This is a genomic window from Pseudomonas sp. Z4-7, assembly GCF_051131965.1.
Taxonomy (GTDB): Bacteria; Pseudomonadota; Gammaproteobacteria; order Pseudomonadales; family Pseudomonadaceae; genus Aquipseudomonas.
On the sequence record NZ_CP071642.1, the window covers coordinates 6,114,506 to 6,132,454 of the forward strand.

At 59.1% G+C, this 17,949-nt stretch carries 17 protein-coding genes; 9 read left to right on the plus strand and 8 right to left on the minus strand.

Annotated features, from left to right (window positions below; all coding sequences use genetic code 11):
- The first annotated feature begins 2 nt into the window (after nucleotides 1–2).
- Nucleotides 3–326: a hypothetical protein gene (locus J3P91_RS27655; RefSeq protein ID WP_434602334.1), complete on the plus strand. Its 324-nt coding sequence runs from the start codon at nucleotides 3–5 to the stop codon at nucleotides 324–326.
- A 195-nt stretch (nucleotides 327–521) separates the two neighbouring features.
- On the opposite strand, the gene J3P91_RS27660 is transcribed toward J3P91_RS27655, so the two are convergent.
- The 3 genes from J3P91_RS27660 to J3P91_RS27670 all read right to left on the minus strand — a co-directional run bounded on the left by J3P91_RS27660 (nucleotide 522) and on the right by J3P91_RS27670 (nucleotide 3,183).
- On the minus strand, nucleotides 522–1,310 hold the full coding sequence (locus J3P91_RS27660) for an SDR family NAD(P)-dependent oxidoreductase (RefSeq protein ID WP_434602335.1): 789 nt from the start codon (nucleotides 1,308–1,310) through the stop codon (nucleotides 522–524).
- Between the two features lie 384 nt (nucleotides 1,311–1,694).
- Nucleotides 1,695–2,582 carry a lysophospholipid acyltransferase gene (locus J3P91_RS27665; RefSeq protein ID WP_198796133.1) on the minus strand — a complete coding sequence of 296 codons (888 nt, stop codon included), beginning with the start codon at nucleotides 2,580–2,582 and terminating at the stop codon, nucleotides 1,695–1,697.
- Between the two features lie 43 nt (nucleotides 2,583–2,625).
- Nucleotides 2,626–3,183: a DNA-3-methyladenine glycosylase I gene (locus J3P91_RS27670; protein WP_434602336.1), complete on the minus strand. Its 558-nt coding sequence runs from the start codon at nucleotides 3,181–3,183 to the stop codon at nucleotides 2,626–2,628.
- Between the two features lie 81 nt (nucleotides 3,184–3,264).
- Between J3P91_RS27670 and glyQ the strand changes: the two genes are divergently transcribed.
- The 4 genes from glyQ to J3P91_RS27690 all read left to right on the plus strand — a co-directional run bounded on the left by glyQ (nucleotide 3,265) and on the right by J3P91_RS27690 (nucleotide 7,666).
- Nucleotides 3,265–4,218, plus strand: coding sequence for a glycine--tRNA ligase subunit alpha (glyQ, locus tag J3P91_RS27675; RefSeq protein WP_022641565.1), 954 nt, complete (start codon nucleotides 3,265–3,267; stop codon nucleotides 4,216–4,218).
- Entirely contained in the window at nucleotides 4,215–6,269 is a 2,055-nt protein-coding gene (gene glyS, locus J3P91_RS27680) for a glycine--tRNA ligase subunit beta (RefSeq protein ID WP_434570717.1), read from the plus strand. The genes glyQ and glyS overlap by 4 nt, the downstream gene beginning before the upstream one ends.
- Before the next feature lie 3 nt (nucleotides 6,270–6,272).
- Nucleotides 6,273–6,806 (plus strand): D-glycero-beta-D-manno-heptose 1,7-bisphosphate 7-phosphatase, encoded by a 534-nt coding sequence (gene gmhB / locus J3P91_RS27685; RefSeq protein WP_434570715.1) that lies wholly within the window; start codon nucleotides 6,273–6,275, stop codon nucleotides 6,804–6,806.
- An 80-nt stretch (nucleotides 6,807–6,886) separates the two neighbouring features.
- A complete protein-coding gene (locus tag J3P91_RS27690; protein ID WP_305497755.1) occupies nucleotides 6,887–7,666 on the plus strand; it encodes a lysophospholipid acyltransferase family protein in 780 nt (259 codons plus the stop codon).
- A 167-nt stretch (nucleotides 7,667–7,833) separates the two neighbouring features.
- On the opposite strand, the gene J3P91_RS27695 is transcribed toward J3P91_RS27690, so the two are convergent.
- Nucleotides 7,834–9,351 (minus strand): ATP-binding protein, encoded by a 1,518-nt coding sequence (locus J3P91_RS27695; protein ID WP_434602337.1) that lies wholly within the window; start codon nucleotides 9,349–9,351, stop codon nucleotides 7,834–7,836.
- Between the two features lie 232 nt (nucleotides 9,352–9,583).
- Between J3P91_RS27695 and J3P91_RS27700 the strand changes: the two genes are divergently transcribed.
- A complete protein-coding gene (locus J3P91_RS27700) occupies nucleotides 9,584–10,318 on the plus strand; it encodes a response regulator transcription factor (protein ID WP_434602338.1) in 735 nt (244 codons plus the stop codon).
- Between the two features lie 59 nt (nucleotides 10,319–10,377).
- On the opposite strand, the gene gyrB is transcribed toward J3P91_RS27700, so the two are convergent.
- The 4 genes from gyrB to dnaA are packed head-to-tail and all read right to left on the minus strand — an operon-like array spanning nucleotide 10,378 to nucleotide 16,588.
- Entirely contained in the window at nucleotides 10,378–12,795 is a 2,418-nt protein-coding gene (gene gyrB / locus J3P91_RS27705) for a DNA topoisomerase (ATP-hydrolyzing) subunit B (protein ID WP_434602340.1), read from the minus strand.
- A gap of 5 nt (nucleotides 12,796–12,800) precedes the next feature.
- Nucleotides 12,801–13,904, minus strand: a complete 1,104-nt coding sequence (recF, locus tag J3P91_RS27710) for a DNA replication/repair protein RecF (RefSeq protein WP_305497751.1) — start codon at nucleotides 13,902–13,904, stop codon at nucleotides 12,801–12,803.
- A 14-nt stretch (nucleotides 13,905–13,918) separates the two neighbouring features.
- Nucleotides 13,919–15,022 carry a DNA polymerase III subunit beta gene (dnaN, locus tag J3P91_RS27715; protein ID WP_007903001.1) on the minus strand — a complete coding sequence of 368 codons (1,104 nt, stop codon included), beginning with the start codon at nucleotides 15,020–15,022 and terminating at the stop codon, nucleotides 13,919–13,921.
- A 39-nt stretch (nucleotides 15,023–15,061) separates the two neighbouring features.
- Nucleotides 15,062–16,588: a chromosomal replication initiator protein DnaA gene (dnaA, locus tag J3P91_RS27720; protein ID WP_434570707.1), complete on the minus strand. Its 1,527-nt coding sequence runs from the start codon at nucleotides 16,586–16,588 to the stop codon at nucleotides 15,062–15,064.
- 568 nt (nucleotides 16,589–17,156) lie between these two features.
- Here dnaA and rpmH point away from each other — a divergent pair.
- The 3 genes from rpmH to yidD are packed head-to-tail and all read left to right on the plus strand — an operon-like array spanning nucleotide 17,157 to nucleotide 17,947.
- Nucleotides 17,157–17,291, plus strand: coding sequence for a 50S ribosomal protein L34 (gene rpmH, locus J3P91_RS27725; RefSeq protein ID WP_003213577.1), 135 nt, complete (start codon nucleotides 17,157–17,159; stop codon nucleotides 17,289–17,291).
- Nucleotides 17,292–17,307: 16 nt separating this feature from the next.
- Nucleotides 17,308–17,709 (plus strand): ribonuclease P protein component, encoded by a 402-nt coding sequence (gene rnpA / locus J3P91_RS27730; protein WP_434574324.1) that lies wholly within the window; start codon nucleotides 17,308–17,310, stop codon nucleotides 17,707–17,709.
- On the plus strand, nucleotides 17,702–17,947 hold the full coding sequence (gene yidD, locus J3P91_RS27735) for a membrane protein insertion efficiency factor YidD (protein ID WP_010465488.1): 246 nt from the start codon (nucleotides 17,702–17,704) through the stop codon (nucleotides 17,945–17,947). Before rnpA ends, yidD begins: the two co-directional genes overlap by 8 nt.
- Nucleotides 17,948–17,949 lie beyond the last annotated feature (2 nt).

The following is a 17,949-nucleotide window of genomic DNA, read 5'->3' on the forward strand; positions in this document are numbered from 1 at the left end:
ACATGAACACTTTCAACAAAACACTCGTTGGCTCGCTTCTGGCACTGTCGCTCGGCAATGCGTTCGCGACTTCTTTTGTTCAACCTACATTCGCTGAAGGCGGTTCGGATCGCCTGATCGAAAAACGAATAGCCGAAGGTGGCTCCGATCGGCTGATCGAGAAACGCATAGCCGAAGGCGGCTCGGATCGCCTGATCGAAAACCGGGTAGCGGAAGGCGGCTCCGATCGTCTTATCGAGAAACGCGTAGCCGAAGGTGGTTCCGATCGTCTGATCGAGTTACGGGTAGCCGAAGTTGGCTCGGATCGCCTGGGCGAGAACGGCTAGCCGAAGGGGCTCGGATCCACTGCAAAACAGGGGTGGGCTGAACCAATCCCTTCAACGTTCCGAAAGTTGGTCAAATCAACCAATGTTGCTTCCAAAAGAAAAAACGCCGCTTCTCTCGGATGAGGAAGCGGCGCTTTTTTGCATGGCGTCATGGGAACCGGAGCAAGGACACTTGCCATGCTCTTGGCAACGCAGCTAAACGATGCTGTCCACCACACCGCCGTCAACTCGCAGCGCCGCTCCGGTGGTGGCCGAGGCCTGTTCCGAGCTGGCATAGATAATCATGTTGGCGACTTCCTCTACCCGTGCCGCGCGCTGGATGATCGAGGTGCTGCGGTGCTCGTTGACGAAATCTGCCGCGACCTTTTCCAGGCTTTCCCCGCTGCGCTCGACGTCCGCCTGGAGCATCTTGGCAACGCCTTCGGACAGTGTCGGTCCAGGCAATACCGAGTTCACCGTCACGCCCGTGCCCGCGAGGCGTTTGGCCAGGCCACGAGCGATTGAAAGCTGGGCGGTCTTGGTGAAGCCATAGTGGATCATGTCGGCCGGAATGTTCACGCCCGACTCCGACGAGACAAACACTATCCGCCCCCAACCACGCTCGACCATGCCCTGCGCGTAGGCCCTGGAAACACGCACGCCCGACATCACGTTGGTTTCGAAGAAACGCTGCCATTCGCTGTCCGGCGTCTCGAAGAAGTCTTCCTGCTTGAAAATGCCCAGGTTGTTGATGACGATATCGAAACTTGGATGCTTGGCGATCAACGCCTGGCAGCCAGGTTCGTTGCTGAGATCGCCAACAAAGCCTGTCGCCCTGGAAGCAAGATTGCCCAGGCGCTGCAACGCGTCCTCCACGCTGCTTTCGCTGCGCCCGTTGATGACGACCTGGGCACCGGCTTTCAGAAAACCTTTGGCGGTCGCAAAACCGATGCCGCTGGTGGAGCCGGTGACCAATACGTTACGTCCGGTGAAGTCGATGTTCATGAGCGTGACTCCTTCATTGATGGATCAAAGAGGCAAGGCGATATTTTGGGCCGGGCAATACGCCGGCCCCCCGGATATCGCAGGTACTCATCATGGACACGATTGATGATATGCGCCTGTCCTCAGCTAATGATTGAGAGCGGCGCCGATGAGTTGGAGTTCGTTCGCGATGGTGATGTATGGGTGAATATCTTTTCGCGAGCAGGCTCGCTCCCACCGGTTGATGTTGTGCATATCGATGAAGGGCCGCTGCGCAGCCCAGCGGGAGCAAGCTCCCTTGCCACGGGGAGGGTGGGGACAGTCAGTCATGTGGCGACTGTCAGGGCGCTATCGCGAGCAAGCTCGCTCCCACAGGGTTCGCGGTGCGCCATCCAGAACAGGTTTTCAGTACCAGCGCGCCTCACCCGGGGGGCGTTTCTTGAAGCGTTTCATGCTCCACATGTACTGGCTCGGGTAGGCCCGTACATAACGCTCGACCACTTTGCTCATGGCGGCGCAGGCGGTTTCGGTGTCGGTGCTGTACATCTCGTCCGGGGCGGCTTCGAGGATGACTTTGTAGCCGGAGCCGTCCGGCAGGCGCAGGGCATGGAGGAAGACGCCGACCGCCTTGCCGCCGGCGAGCATGTTCGGCACGAACTTGCTGGTCAGGGCCTGGGTGGCGAAGAAGGGCACGAAGATGCCGGCGGATTCGGACGGCTCAGGATCGGCGGGGATCCCCACCTGGCCGCCCTTGCGGACTTCCTTGATGACGCTGAGGATGCCTTCCTTGGTGGACGCCGCGACCTTGTTGCCCAGTTGCACGCGTTGCTTTTGCAGCAACTCATCCACCGCCTTGAGCTTGGGCGGGCGGTAGAAAATGATCGGTTTGCACTGGCTGCAATAGAAGTGGTTGAGCACTTCCCAGTTGCCCAGGTGGCTGGTGATGCCGACCACGCCTTTGCCCGAGGCCAGCGCTTCTTTCAACACCTCCAGGCCTTCGACTTCGCGCACCAGTTCGATGGAGCGCTGGGCCGGCCAGATCCAGGCACAGGCACTTTCGGTCAGGGATTTGCCGATGTCCTTGAGACTCTGGCCCACCAGGCGCTCGCGCTCGGCCGGGTCCATCTCGGGGAAACACTTGGCGAGGTTGATCCGCACCACGTCGCGGGAACGGTTGGGTAATTTCCACATGAGCCAGCCAATGGCCGAGCCCACCGCCTGCACCGCTCGCCAAGGGAGCAGCGCAAACAACCGCAGAGCGCCGACCAGCAAGGCGCCTTTCAACTTATCCACAGGTCACTCCTGAATTCATGGGCCGTGTTGCGAGCCGGCTATTCTAACCGCCGTTTAGCAACTCGGCGTAGCGGTCGCAGTCCTGGGTGTGGTCCATGACCATGCCCGAGGCCTGCATCAAGGCGTAGCAGATGGTCGGGCCGACGAAGGTGAACCCGGCTCTTTTCAGGCCTTTGCTCATCGCCAGTGCCTCGGGGGTGATGGCCGGCACTTCGGTGCGGTCCTTGAAATGGTTGATGATCGGTTGGTTGCCTACGAACGACCAGAGAAATGCCACCGGGTCTTCCAGCGCCAGCCAGGCCTGGGCGTTGCGCCGCGCCGCCTTGAGCTTGAGGCGGTTGCGGATAATGCCGGGGTCGAGCATCAGTTCATCGATTTCGGCGTCGCTCATCTGCGCCACCCGTTGTACATCGAAGCCGTAGAGCACTTCCCGGTAACGTTCGCGTTTGCGCAAAACGGTGATCCAGGACAGACCGGCCTGGAACCCTTCGAGCAGAAGCAACTCGAACAAACCCTGCGCATCGCGCAGCGGCGTCCCCCACTCCTGATCGTGATAAGCCATGTACAACGGATCTTCGGAACACCAAAAGCAGCGTGGCATAAGGCTCCAGGGGGCGTGCGCACGAACGAATCGGGTATACTCCCGCTCTTTAAATCGCAGCCCAAGAAACAGGTGAATTTCGTGAGCCAGCCTACGCCAGCCGTGCGTACCTTCCAAGACTTGATCCTCGCCCTCCAGCAATACTGGGCCGAGCAAGGTTGCGTGGTACTTCAGCCCTACGATATGGAAGTAGGCGCCGGCACTTTCCACACTGCCACGTTTCTGCGTGCCATCGGCCCGGAAACCTGGAACGCCGCTTATGTGCAGCCAAGCCGCCGCCCGACTGACGGCCGCTACGGCGAAAACCCGAACCGCCTGCAGCATTACTACCAATTTCAGGTCGTGCTGAAGCCGAACCCGGAAAACTTCCAGGAGCTGTACCTGGGCTCCCTCAAACATGTGGGCCTCGACCCGCTGGTGCACGACATTCGTTTCGTCGAAGACAACTGGGAATCACCGACCCTGGGCGCCTGGGGCCTGGGCTGGGAAGTCTGGCTCAACGGCATGGAAGTGACCCAATTCACCTACTTCCAGCAAGCGGGCGGCATCGAATGCTACCCGGTGACCGGTGAGATCACCTACGGCCTGGAACGCCTGGCCATGTACCTGCAAGGTGTGGATTCGGTCTACGACCTGGTATGGGCCGACGGTCCGTTCGGCAAAGTGACGTATGGCGACGTGTTCCATCAGAACGAAGTGGAGCAATCGACCTACAACTTCGAACACGCCAACGTCGACAAGCTGTTCGAGTTGTTCGATTTCTATGAAAGCGAAGCCAAGCGCCTGATCGAACTGGACCAGCCGCTGCCGCTGCCGAGTTATGAAATGGTCTTGAAGGCATCTCATACCTTCAATCTGCTGGATGCACGCCGGGCGATTTCCGTGACCGCGCGCCAGCAATACATCCTGCGTGTGCGCACCCTGGCGCGTTCCGTCGCGCAAGCCTACCTGCTGGCCCGTGCCAAGCTGGGCTTCCCGATGGCGACCCCGGACCTGCGTGATGAAGTGTTGGCTAAGCTGGAGGCTGCACAATGAGTGCTCAAGATTTTCTGGTTGAACTGGGCACCGAAGAACTGCCACCCAAAGCCCTGAACACCCTGGCCGATGCATTCCTGGCCGGCATCGAGAAAGGCCTGCAAGCCGCTGGCCTGAACTTCGAAACCAAGCACGTCTACGCCGCGCCGCGCCGCCTGGCCGTGCTGATCACCGCCCTGGCGACGCAACAGCCGGACCGCAGCATCAACCTCGACGGCCCGCCCGTGCAAGCCGCGTTCGATGCCGACGGTAACCCGACCCAGGCCGCCCTGGGCTTCGCCAAGAAGTGCGGCGTCGATCTGAGCGAAATCGACCAGAGCGGCCCGAAGCTGCGCTACAGCCAGAGCATCAAGGGCAAGCCGACCGCCAGCCTGTTGCCGACCATCGTCGAAGACTCCCTCAATGACTTGCCGATTCCCAAGCGCATGCGCTGGGCTGCGCGCAAGGAAGAGTTCGTGCGTCCGACCCAATGGCTGGTGATGCTGCTCGGTGACCAGGTCATCGATTGCACGATCCTCGCCCAGAAGGCCGGTCGTGATTCTCGCGGTCACCGTTTCCATCATCCGCAGAGCGTACGTATCACGTCGCCGGCCAATTACCTGGCCGACCTGCGCGCTGCCTATGTATTGGCCGATTCCAACGAGCGCCGCGAGCTGATCAGCAAACGCACCGAAGAACTGGCGACCGCCCAGGAAGGCACGGCTATCGTGCCGGCCAGCCTGCTGGACGAAGTGACCGCGCTGGTGGAATGGCCGGTGCCACTGGTGTGCTCGTTCGAGGAACGCTTCCTTGAAGTGCCCCAGGAAGCGCTGATCACCACCATGCAGGACAACCAGAAATACTTCTGCCTGCTGGACGCCGAAGGCAAGTTGCTGCCGCGCTTCATCACGGTGGCCAACATCGAAAGCAAGGACCCGCAGCAGATCATCGCCGGTAACGAAAAAGTCGTACGCCCGCGTTTGACCGATGCCGAGTTCTTTTTCAAGCAAGACAAGAAGCAGCCTCTGGAAAGCTTCAACGAGCGCCTGCGCAACGTGGTGTTCCAGGAAAAACTCGGCAGCGTCTACGACAAGGCCGAGCGCGTATCGAAACTGGCAGCCTTCATCGCTCCACGCATCGGCGGCGATGCCCAGCGCGCGGCACGTGCCGGCATCCTGTCCAAGTGCGACCTGTCCACCGAGATGGTCGGTGAGTTCCCGGAGATGCAAGGTATCGCCGGTTACTACTACGCCCTCAACGACGGCGAGCCGCAGGATGTTGCCCTGGCGCTGAACGAACAGTACATGCCGCGTGGCGCCGGCGCTGAATTGCCGACCACCCTGACCGGTGCGGCCGTGGCGATCGCCGACAAGCTCGACACCCTGGTCGGCATCTTCGGTATCGGCATGCTGCCCACCGGCAGCAAGGACCCGTACGCACTGCGTCGCGCAGCGCTGGGCGTGCTGCGCATCCTCATCGACAAGCAGCTGGACCTGGACCTGAACGACGCCGTGGCCTTCGCCGTGAATGCGTTCGGCAGCAAGGTCAAGGCTGCCGGCCTGGCCGACGCGGTGCTGGAATTCATTTTCGACCGCCTGCGTGCGCGTTATGAAGACGAAGGTGTCGACGTCGCGACCTACCTGTCGGTGCGAGCCCTGAAACCGGGCTCGGCTCTGGACTTCGACCAACGCGTCCAGGCAGTGCAGGCGTTCCGCAAACTGCCGGAAGCGGCAGCGCTGGCGGCGGTGAACAAGCGCGTGTCGAACCTGCTGAGCAAGGCCGAAGGCAACATTGCGGCCGTCGTTGAAGCCAAGTACTTCGACAACGCCAATGAGTTCTCCCTGTACTCGGCGATCCAGCAGGCGGACCAGGCAGTCCAGCCGATGGCGGCGGCGCGTCAGTACAGCGAAACCCTGGCGCGCCTGGCAGCATTGCGTGAACCGGTGGATGCGTTTTTCGAAGCGGTGATGGTCAATGCCGAAGACGCCAATGTGCGAGCCAACCGCTATGCGCTACTGGCGCGTCTGCGTGGGTTGTTCCTCGGTGTTGCCGATATTTCGCTGCTGGGGTAAGTCTTGAAACTGCTGATTCTCGATCGGGACGGAGTGATCAATCACGACTCCGACGCTTACATCAAGTCGGTGGAGGAGTGGTTGCCGATCCCTGGTTCCATCGAGGCCATCGCGCAGTTGAGCAAGGCCGGCTGGACGGTGGCGGTCGCCACCAACCAGTCGGGCATTGCCCGCGGTTACTACGAACTCGCCGTCCTCGACGCCATGCATGAACGCTTGCGTGAGCTGGTTGCCGGGCAGGGCGGTGACATCGGGCTGATCGTTTATTGCCCGCATGGGCCGGACGAAGGCTGCGATTGCCGCAAGCCCAAGCCCGGCATGCTGAAAACCATCGCCGCTCACTATGACGTTGCGCTGTCGGGCGTGTGGTTTGTCGGCGACAGCCTCGGTGACCTGGAGGCGGCGAAGGCCGTCGATTGTCAGCCAGTTTTGGTCAAGACCGGAAAAGGCGAAAAGACTCTGGGCAAGACCCTACCGGTGGGCACCTTGATTTTTGACGACCTGGCGGCGGTTGCCGCTGAACTTATCCACAATTAGAGCTCCCAAGACATCCTGATCAAGGATTGTTCGGGAAGCGCTTGAACAGGCGGGCATTGCCCGCAATGGTAAACGCCGCTATGTCGATATTGCAGGCCATCAGAAGCTTCCTCTTTTACCTGCTGCTGGGTACCAGTTCCTTGTTGTGGTGCACGTTGAGTTTTTTTGTCGCGCCGTTCATGTCGTTCAGGACGCGCTACCGCTTCATCAATGTTTACTGGTGCCGTTGCGCACTCTGGCTGAGCAAGGTGTTTCTGGGCATCCGCTACGAAGTGAAAGGTGCCGAGAACGTGCCTGAGCGCCCTTGTGTCATCCAGTCCAACCACCAGAGCACTTGGGAGACCTTCTTTCTCTCGGCTTATTTCGAACCGTTGAGCCAGGTGCTCAAGCGCGAGCTGCTGTTCGTACCGTTCTTCGGCTGGGCCATGGCGATGCTGCGCCCGATTGCCATCGACCGTGACAACCCGAAGGTTGCCCTCAAGCAGGTAGCGCAAAAAGGCGATGTGCTGCTCAAGGACAACGTTTGGGTACTAATCTTTCCCGAGGGAACCCGCGTACCTTACGGGACCATCGGCAAGTTTTCCCGCAGTGGCTCCGCATTGGCGGTAAACGCCGGCCTGCCAGTACTACCGATTGCACACAATGCGGGCAAATTCTGGCCCAAGGCCGGCTGGGTCAGAACACCAGGCGTTATCACCGTGGTCATCGGCGCCCCCATGTATGCAGAGGGCAGTGGGCCGCGCGCGATTGCCGAGCTGAACGACCGTGTACAGGCTTGGAATGAACAGACGCAACGGGAATTGGGCTCGCTTCCTCCGGCCCCTGCTGCGCCGGCTGCGACGGACAAGTTGGCTGTATGAGAATTGTGGATAAGCTGTGTACCGTTTTTTCGGATTTCGTCAGTTGTAACGTTTAACTCGCTGTTTTTAATACATATTTCTTAAACACCTAAAACCTTGTACGAGGTGCATAAGTTTTTATAGCGCACTGAAAAAGGTCGCTGCCTGACCAAGGCCGCGATCTTTTTTTATTCCTCCAACAACGGAAAGTGCAGGCTGAACGTAGTGCCTTCGCCTACCACGCTACGGCAATCGATTTGCCCACCATGACGGTCCACGACCGCCTTGACCATCGACAGCCCCAAACCGATGCCATCCACCCCATGGGCCGAGGAAAACCGTCGGTACTGGACGAACAGATCCGGCAGTTCCTGCGCGCCGATGCCCTTGCCCTGATCAACGACGTCACACGTCAACCAGCCCTGGGCACAACGGACCTGCAACGCTATACACGTGTCGGGCGCACTGTACTTGATGGCGTTCTCCAACAAGTTGAACAGGGCGCGGGTCAGCAGGGATTGATCAGCGCTGATCAGCGCTTCTTCTTCGTCGAGTTGGTGCTCCAACCGAATATTCCTGGCTTGGGCAACAGGCAATGCCTGGTCGATCACGTCCAGGACCAGCATGGCGAATAGGGTCGGTTGGAACTGATAAGCCTCGGACTCGGCCTTGGCCAACTGCACAAACCCATCGGTCAATTCCAGGGCGCGGCGCACCTGGCGTTCGATCTGGTCGAATAGCGGCTTGTCGGCACCGGCCTGATGCCGCTGCACATCGAGCAGAGCCAGGATCGCCGAATGGGGCGCGCGCAAATCGTGGGAGAGAAAACGAAGCATGACGCTGCGCTGCTCTTCGGCTTCCCGTTCAGCGCTCAGATCAGTCAGGCTGAGCAACCAGCCTATGGGCACATCACCGTCCACCGGCAACAGCGCGGCACGTTCCAGTCGCAAGCTGCGCTCGCGGGTATCGCGAAATTCAACCAGTGGTAACGTGGATAACCGATGGGCCGGGGAGTGGACCAATGCCGGATAACCCAACCGCGCTAATTCCTCCAGCACATCACTGCCCGCCAAAGCGTGACCGAACAACTCGCGAGCCTTGCGATTACCCAGCAACAGGTTGCCCTGTGGATCACTGATCATCGTTGCTACCGGCAGGTACTCCAGGCCGTCGGCAATAAATCGGCGCGTGTCCCGGGTTCGGCTCATGGCTTGTTCCAAGGCCATGATCTGGCCCTGCAAGCGATCACTGCCGGTGTAGGAAGCGCGCCGGCGTTCCGGGAAGACCTTGGGTTCCGCATCCAGGCGCGCCAGCTCCCAGCCGAAATAAGCCAACACCACGCTCAGGCGCCGCCAGTTCCAGACCAGATAACCCAGCAGCATGCCCAACAGGCTGGCCACCGGCGACCACGCCCACCCCTGCGCACCCAGCAAAGCGCTGAGTAGCAGGGCCAGGCCCATTCCGCCCAACGTCGCGCTCAATGCGAAGTGCGGGCGCAACAGCAGCAAACCCAATACACAGCCAACCAGACACACCGACAGCAATGCTGCGCCCGGCCCGTTGCGTGCCGATTGCAGACTGAACGAAACCAGCGCGGTCATTGGTAGCAACAACAGACTTATCCACAATCCTTCACGCATCAATTGTCGGAACAATCGCTGCACCTGGGTCGGTTCACGGCTTTCACGGCGACGCGGAGGGTTCATAAATACCTTGGCGGAAGATCGGACGGTTTATACATGCGGGCAGCCTCCAGCTCACAGCTGCGGCCAAGACTATAACGGACTTGATGATGGCAATGCGGCTGCCTTTCACTTCGCATCGCGAGCCGGTATTGTCGCAGCCAGTGACACCTCAACGACGACGAACCAGCCACCGGCTGCTTTTGATTGCCAGCTGAGAATGTCCGTTATTCTTGGAACCAAGGAATCGCATTCCATGCGTGTCGCCATACTGGACGATGAACCGGCGGAGTTGCGCCGGGTGGAACAGACACTGCAGCAAATTCCCGGTAGGGGAGAGCCCGCCTGGACACTGCACAGTTTCGAACGGGGTGAAGACCTGTTGCGACAACTGCGCAGGGAAACGTTTGACCTGTTGATCCTGGACTGGCAATTACCTGACATCAGTGGCTTGTCCTTGCTGCGCTGGACACGTGAGCACATGGACTCGCCACCCGCAGCCATCATGCTCACCAGCCGCGACGGCGAGCACGACATCGTCCAGGCGCTTAACGCCGGTGCCGATGACTACGTCAGCAAGCCCTTCCGTCCCAACGAGCTCAAGGCCCGGGTCACCGCGGTGCTGCGGCGCCATAACCTGCAACGCGTTCCGGCCACTGAAGTGCTGATATTCAATGACCTGGAATTCGACGACGCCGAATTGACCGTCACCCGCGCCGGCATCCCCATCAGCCTGACTGAACGGGAATACCGCCTGGCCCGCTGCCTGTTCGCCAACCTGGGTCGGCCGCTGTCACGGGAGTACTTTTATGAGCGCTTCTGGACCCATGAAGAAATGACCTCGTCGCGCCCGCTCGATACCCACATCTATCGCCTGCGCAACAAGCTCGGGCTGACCGCTGATCGCGGCTGGCAGTTGTTGACGATCTATGGGTATGGGTATCGGTTGGAGAGCGTTGCGGCGGGGAGTGAGGCTTCAGTGGCCAGTTAGCATAAAAAAAGGCCAACGCATGAGCGTTGGCCTTTTTCGTTGGGGCAGGGCAAGCCGGATCAGAAATCCAGGTTGGACACCGCCAACGCGTTGCTCTCGATGAAGTCACGACGGGGCTCGACCGCATCACCCATCAGGGTGTTGAAGATCTGGTCCGCGCCAATGGCGTCTTCGATGGTGACTTTCAGCATGCGGCGCGATCCAGGATCCATGGTGGTTTCCCACAGCTGATCCGGGTTCATCTCACCCAGCCCTTTGTATCGCTGGATGGTGTGGCGCTTGGTGCTTTCGGCCATCAGCCATTCAAGGGCTTCCTTGAACTCAGTCACGGCTTTCTTGCGCTCACCACGTTGGATGTACGCACCTTCGTCCAACAGCGTGCTCAGTTGCGCGCCGAGGGATACGACGGTCTTGTAGTCGTTGCTGCCGAAGAAATCGCGGTTGAAGGTGACGTAGTTCGACAGACCGTGGGAGATCAGTTCAACCTCCGGCAGCCAGACGTTACGCTCACGGTCTTCACGCAGGCTGGCTTTGTAGACCAGGCCGGATTTTTCCACGGTACGCAGGCGTACTTCGTACTGGGCCAGCCAATCCTGCATCGCTGCGTGGTCGGACAGCTGCTCCAGGCTGACGGCCGGCAGGTAGATGAAGTGCTCGGTCAGTTCCTGTGGGTACAGGCGTGAGAGGCGCTTGAGGGTCTTCATCACCAGGCGGAAATCATTCACCAGGCGCTCAAGGGCTTCACCGGAAATGCCTGGGGCATCTTCGTTCAGGTGCAGGCTCGCGTCTTCCAGGGCCGACTGCGTCATGTACTCTTCCATGGCGTCGTCGTCTTTGATGTATTGCTCTTGCTTGCCTTTCTTGACCTTGTACAAAGGCGGCTGGGCGATATAGATGTAGCCGCGCTCGATCAGCTCCGGCAACTGACGGAAGAAGAACGTCAGCAGCAGGGTGCGGATGTGCGAACCGTCGACGTCGGCGTCGGTCATGATGATGATGTTGTGATAGCGCAGCTTGTCGATGTTGTACTCTTCGCGGCCGATGCCACAGCCCAGCGCGGTGATCAGCGTACCGACCTCCTGGGAAGAGATCATCTTGTCGAAGCGCGCCTTTTCGACGTTGAGGATCTTGCCTTTGAGCGGCAGGATCGCCTGGGTACGACGGTTGCGGCCCTGCTTGGCGGAACCGCCAGCAGAGTCACCTTCCACCAGGTACAGCTCGGACAGGGCAGGGTCCTTCTCCTGGCAGTCGGCCAGTTTGCCCGGCAGGCCGGCGATGTCCAGCGCGCCTTTACGGCGAGTCATCTCACGGGCCTTGCGCGCCGCTTCACGGGCACGGGCGGCGTCGATCATCTTACCGACCACCAGCTTGGCTTCGTTCGGGTTCTCCAGCAGGAAGTCGGAGAAGTACTTGCCCATCTCCTGTTCGACTGCGGTCTTCACTTCGGAAGACACCAGTTTGTCCTTGGTCTGGGAACTGAACTTCGGATCCGGCACCTTCACCGAAATGATCGCGGTCAGGCCTTCACGGGCGTCGTCACCGGTGGTAGCGACTTTGTGCTTCTTCGCCAGCCCTTCCTGTTCGATGTAGTTGTTCAGGTTACGCGTCAGCGCTGAACGGAAGCCCACCAGGTGAGTACCACCATCGCGCTGCGGAATGTTGTTGGTAAAGCACAACAGGTTCTCGTTGAAGCTGTCGTTCCACTGCAGGGCGATTTCCACGCCGATGCCGTCTTCACGCTGGATGTTGAAGTGGAACACCTGGTTGACCGGGGTCTTGTTGGTGTTCAGGTACTCGACGAATGCCCGCAGGCCACCTTCGTACTTGAACAGCTCTTCCTTGCCGCTGCGCTCGTCCTTGAGGACGATGCCGACACCGGAGTTCAGGAAGGACAGCTCACGAATCCGCTTGGCCAGGATATCCCAGCTGAAGTGGATGTTCTTGAAGGTTTCGCTGGAGGCCTTGAAGTGAATCTGGGTCCCCGTGGACTCACTGTCGCCAACGATTGCCATCGGCGCCTGAGGCACGCCGTGGACGTAGGTCTGTTCCCAGATCTTGCCGCTGCGGCGAACAGTGAGAACAAGCTTCTCGGACAGCGCGTTTACAACCGACACACCAACACCGTGCAGACCGCCGGAGACTTTGTAGGAGTTGTCGTCGAACTTACCGCCGGCGTGCAATACGGTCATGATGACCTCAGCCGCGGAAACGCCTTCTTCTTTGTGTACGTCTACCGGGATGCCACGGCCGTTGTCGCGAACGGTGATGGACTCATCCGGGTGGATAATGATGCTGATGTCGTCGCAATGACCGGCAAGGGCTTCGTCGATGGAGTTGTCGACCACCTCGAACACCATGTGGTGCAGACCGCTGCCATCGTCGGTGTCACCAATGTACATACCGGGACGTTTGCGTACGGCATCCAGGCCTTTAAGCACTTTAATGCTCGTTGAGTCGTACGTATTTTCTTCGCTCAATGCCTTCACTCCCGATGGTCGTGGGTCTGGGTGATACGGCCCTGTTCCACGTGGAACAGAGCGACTGGCGTTTCCGTCTGCCAGCCTTCCCTCAATAATTCGTGGTCTACACAGGTGATGAACACCTGGCAGCGTAAGTCTTCCAGCAAGCGGCAAAGCGCACGGCGGTGGGTCTCGTCCAGTTCGGACGGCAAGTCATCCACCAGATAAATACACTGACCGCGACGGGCCTGGCTGACCAAATGACCTTGGGCGATACGCAAGGCGCACACCACCAACTTCTGCTGACCGCGGGACAATATGTCCGCTGCATTGTGCGCGCCCAGTCTGAGACGCAAGTCAGCACGTTGTGGTCCGGCCTGGGTATGCCCCATCTGCTGATCACGCTGTAGCGAGCCAGCCAGCACAGCGCTCAATTCCCGGTCCTTGTCCCAGCCTCGGTAATAGCTGAGCGTCAGTCCCTCAAGCTCAACCAGTTCGCTCAAGGTCTGTTCGAAGACCGGTTTCAAGGCTTTTATATAAGCGCGGCGGTATTCATCGATTTCGGCGCTGGCTTGGCACAGCTCTCTGTCCCAAACCGCTTGCGAAACGGCGTCAAGTGTACCATGTCGCAGCCAAGAGTTTCGCTGGCGCAGCGCCTTCTGCAAACGCTGCCACGTGGCCATGAAACGTGGTTCCACGTGGAACACACCCCAGTCGAGAAACTGCCGGCGGATCTTCGGCGCCCCTTCCAGCAACCGAAAACTGTCCGGATTGATCAGCTGCAACGGGAGGATTTCCGCTAGTTGTGCTGCGCTACGGGCATTTTGCCCATCGATGCGAATCTGGAATTCGCCCTGCCGGTCCCGTGAAATCCCCAATGCGCTGTGACCACCTTCAGCCAGTTCAACCTGCCCAAACACCGTACATGCCAGTTGGTCGTACTGAATGACCGGCAATAGGCGGGTGCTGCGAAACGAACGGGCAAGCCCAAGCAGATGCACAGCTTCCAAGACGCTGGTCTTGCCGCTGCCGTTGGCGCCGTAAAGGATATTGATGCGGGGGGAGGGGGAGAAGGTCACCGGGTGCAAATTGCGCACCGCGGTGACCGAGACGCGACTTAAGGACATCTAGCTGATTCTGATTACAGACGCATCGGCATGACAACGTAAGCCGAATCGTCGTTGTCGGATTCCTGCACCAGCGCACTGCTGTTGGAGTCGGACAGAATCAGACGTACCTGCTCGGTGGTCATCACGCCCAATACGTCCAGCAGATAGCTGACGTTGAAGCCGATTTCCAGGGAGCCACCGTTGTACTCCACGCCTACTTCTTCTTCCGCTTCTTCCTGCTCCGGGTTATTCGCCTGGATCTTCAGCTGACCGTTGGCTAGTTGCAGACGAATGCCGCGGTACTTCTCGTTGGACAGGATCGCGGTGCGGCTGAAGGCTTCGCGCAGCGCCTGACGATCGCCAAGTACCAGCTTGTCGCCACCTTTGGGCAGGACGCGCTCGTAGTCAGGGAATTTGCCGTCTACCAGTTTCGAAGTGAAGGTGAACTCGCCGGTGGTCGCGCGGATGTGATGCTGGCCCAGGACGATGCTGACGTTGCCATCCGGCTCGGTCAGCAGGCGCGCCAGCTCCAGGATGCCTTTGCGCGGCACGATGACCTGATGACGATCCGGCTGGCCGATATCGGCTTGCATGGAGCACATCGCCAGGCGGTGACCGTCAGTCGCCACGGCGCGGATGATGCCGGCCGAGACCTCCAGCAGCATGCCGTTGAGGTAATAACGCACGTCCTGCTGGGCCATCGCGAAACTGGTCCGCTCGATCAGGCGACGCAGCTTGCTTTGTTCCAGGCTGCAGGTCAGCGAGCCCGGGCCTTCTTCCACCGTCGGGAAATCGTTGGCTGGCAGGGTCGACAAGGTGAAGCGACTACGACCGGCCTTGACCACGAGCTTCTGCTCATCGACCTTGATGTCGATCAGCGCGTCGTTTGGCAGGCTCTTGCAGATGTCCATCAGCTTGCGCGCCGGCACGGTGATGGAGCCCGGATCGGCCGGCTCTTCAAGTTGGACACGACCGACCAGCTCGACTTCCAGGTCGGTACCGGTCAGCGACAATTGCTGGCCTTCGACAACCAGCAGCACGTTGGAAAGTACCGGCAAGGTCTGGCGGCGTTCGACGACGCCCGCGACCAGTTGCAGGGGTTTCAACAGGGCTTCGCGTTGAATGGTGAAATGCATGGTCTAGTCCCTTGCCTTAATAAGCTGCGCTGGTGGTCATCAAGTGGTCAGTGTACGCAGCAGGTTCTTGTAGTCCTCGCGGATGTCCGCGTCGGATTCCTTAAGTTCGTTGATCTTGCGGCAGGCGTGCAACACGGTGGTGTGGTCGCGTCCGCCAAACACATCGCCGATTTCCGGCAGGCTGTGGTTGGTCAGCTCCTTGGACAAGGCCATAGCCACCTGACGCGGTCGTGCCACCGAACGCGAACGGCGCTTGGAAAGCAGATCGGAAATTTTGATTTTGTAGTATTCAGCAACGGTACGCTGAATGTTATCCACAGAGACAAGCTTGTCCTGCAGCGCCAGCAAGTCCTTCAAGGATTCGCGGATCAGCTCGATGGTGATATCGCGACCCATGAAGTGAGAGTGGGCAATCACCCGCTTCAGTGCACCTTCCAGCTCACGCACGTTCGAGCGAATACGCTGGGCGATGAAGAACGCTGCATCGTGAGGCAGCTCGACCTTGGCCTGGTCGGCCTTCTTCATAAGGATCGCGACGCGGGTTTCCAGTTCCGGCGGTTCTACGGCCACCGTCAGGCCCCAACCGAAACGTGACTTGAGGCGTTCTTCGAGGCCTTCGATCTCTTTCGGGTAGCGGTCGCTGGTAAGAATGACCTGCTGCCCACCTTCAAGCAATGCGTTGAAGGTGTGGAAAAACTCTTCCTGAGACCGTTCCTTGCGAGCGAAAAATTGGATGTCGTCGATCAGCAAGGCGTCCACCGAACGGTAGAAACGCTTGAACTCGTTGATGGCGTTCAGTTGCAAGGCCTTGACCATGTCAGCCACGAAACGCTCGGAATGCAGGTAGACGACCTTGGCATTCGGATTCTTCTTTAATAGATGGTTGCCCACCGCGTGCATCAGGTGGGTCTTACCCAAGCCGACGCCGCCATAAAGGAAGAGCGGGTTGTAGCCGTGCTTGGGATTGTCCGCCACCTGCCAGGCTGCAGCCCGGGCCAGTTGGTTGGACTTGCCTTCGACGAAGTTCTCGAAGGTAAAGGTCCGGTTCAGGTAACTGGTGTGCTTGAGCGCACCTTCCACCTGGACCGTCCGTTGTTCAGCGCGCACCGGTGCCTGCTGGGAGCTCGCACCGGCCATTGGGTCGAAGCTGTCCCGGGAGGGCTCCTCGCTGACTTCGGCGACCTTCTGAGCGTTGCGTTTGCCCGGGGCAGGCGCGGGCGTCGGTGCGGCATGGTTGTTGGTCGGTGGCGTAGCGGCCTGTTGCGCCTGTGACGCAGCAGCGGCCAGCGGCGCATTGGGTGCCGCGCGCGGTGCCGAGCTGCGCTTGCTGCCTATTAACAAGGACAGCGCAGGCGCCATGCCATTGCCATGCTCATCGAGCAGCTCCATGACCCGGCCAAGGTACTTTTCGTTGACCCAGTCGAGAACGAAACGGTTCGGCGCATAGACGCGCAACTCGTCGCCTTCGGCTTCGACCTGTAGTGGACGGATCCAAGTGTTGAATTGTTGGGCAGGCAACTCATCGCGCAAAAGCTCAACGCACTGCTGCCAAAGTTCCACTGACACGGATATCCCCTGAGTTGAAAGCCGGTGAGGCAAAAACAAGCGGCCATTGTAGCGATCAGCCGCTCACTTATCCACATGCAGGTTGCGTATCGCCCATGATTTATCAATGCCTTAACAGAACGAAAGACGACGGACGGTCGGTGGATAAGGGCTGTGGATAACCAACCCTGAGCCCGTTGTACAACTGGGGGTCGAACTCAGTGGATAACCGCTCTGTGGATAACTACCCATTCCACCCACAGCTTATCCGACAGCGCAGCACAGGGTTGTCACCGCTTTCCACTGTAGTTGTCATTCTCTGTACACAGCGATTTGTAAGGCCTTGATGGGGTTATCCACAGGCAGGTGGCTTGCTAGCTTTTATAAGCTTTACAGAAAAGCTTTAAATAATTCCCTTCTTTATTTCTATATCTAGCGGTCTGCGTCGAATCCGCAAAGGAGGGGCTGGATATCTATTTAAAGGAAACGCTGGTTGGAAATTGACCTAGAGGCTTGCTTTCTCTAGAATCCCCGGTCTCTTAAAACGGGGGCCATTCCGGCCCGTTGTGGACGAACCAGGTAACACGACATGAAACGTACTTTCCAACCAAGCACTATCAAACGCGCTCGTACCCACGGTTTCCGTGCTCGCATGGCTACCAAGAACGGTCGTGCCGTCCTGTCGCGTCGTCGCGCCAAAGGTCGTGCGCGTCTGGCAGTTTGATAATCCGGCACTGGAGGTGAGTCAGGACTTCAGTCGGGAAAAGCGTCTGCTTACACCCCGGCATTTCAAGGCAGTCTTTGACTCCCCTACCGGCAAGGTTCCGGGGAAAAATCTCCTGCTCCTTGCGCGCAACAACGATCTCGATCACCCCCGCCTAGGGCTGGTTATCGGGAAAAAGAGCGTCAAGCTCTCCGTTCAGCGCAATCGCCTCAAACGTCTGATGCGCGAATCGTTTCGCCTGAACCAGGATTCACTGGTCGGCTGGGACATTGTTATCGTCGCGCGCAAAGGTTTGGGTGACGTAGAAAACCCCGAATTGATTCAGCATTTCGGCAAGCTCTGGAAACGCCTGGCTCGTAACAAGCCAGCACCGGTAGCCAACACCGAGACTGTAGGGGTAGACAGCACCGATGCGTAAACTGGCACTCGTTCCGATCCAGTTTTATCGCTATGCCATCAGTCCCCTGATGGCCAGCCACTGTCGTTTCTACCCCAGTTGTTCCTGCTACGCGTATGAAGCCATAGAAAATCATGGTCTTCTGCGCGGTGGCTGGCTGACCTTTCGTCGTTTAGGTCGCTGTCATCCGTGGAATCCCGGCGGTTATGACCCGGTTCCGCCTATCCCTACCTCCCGTTCTTCTTCGATGGCCGAGTAATC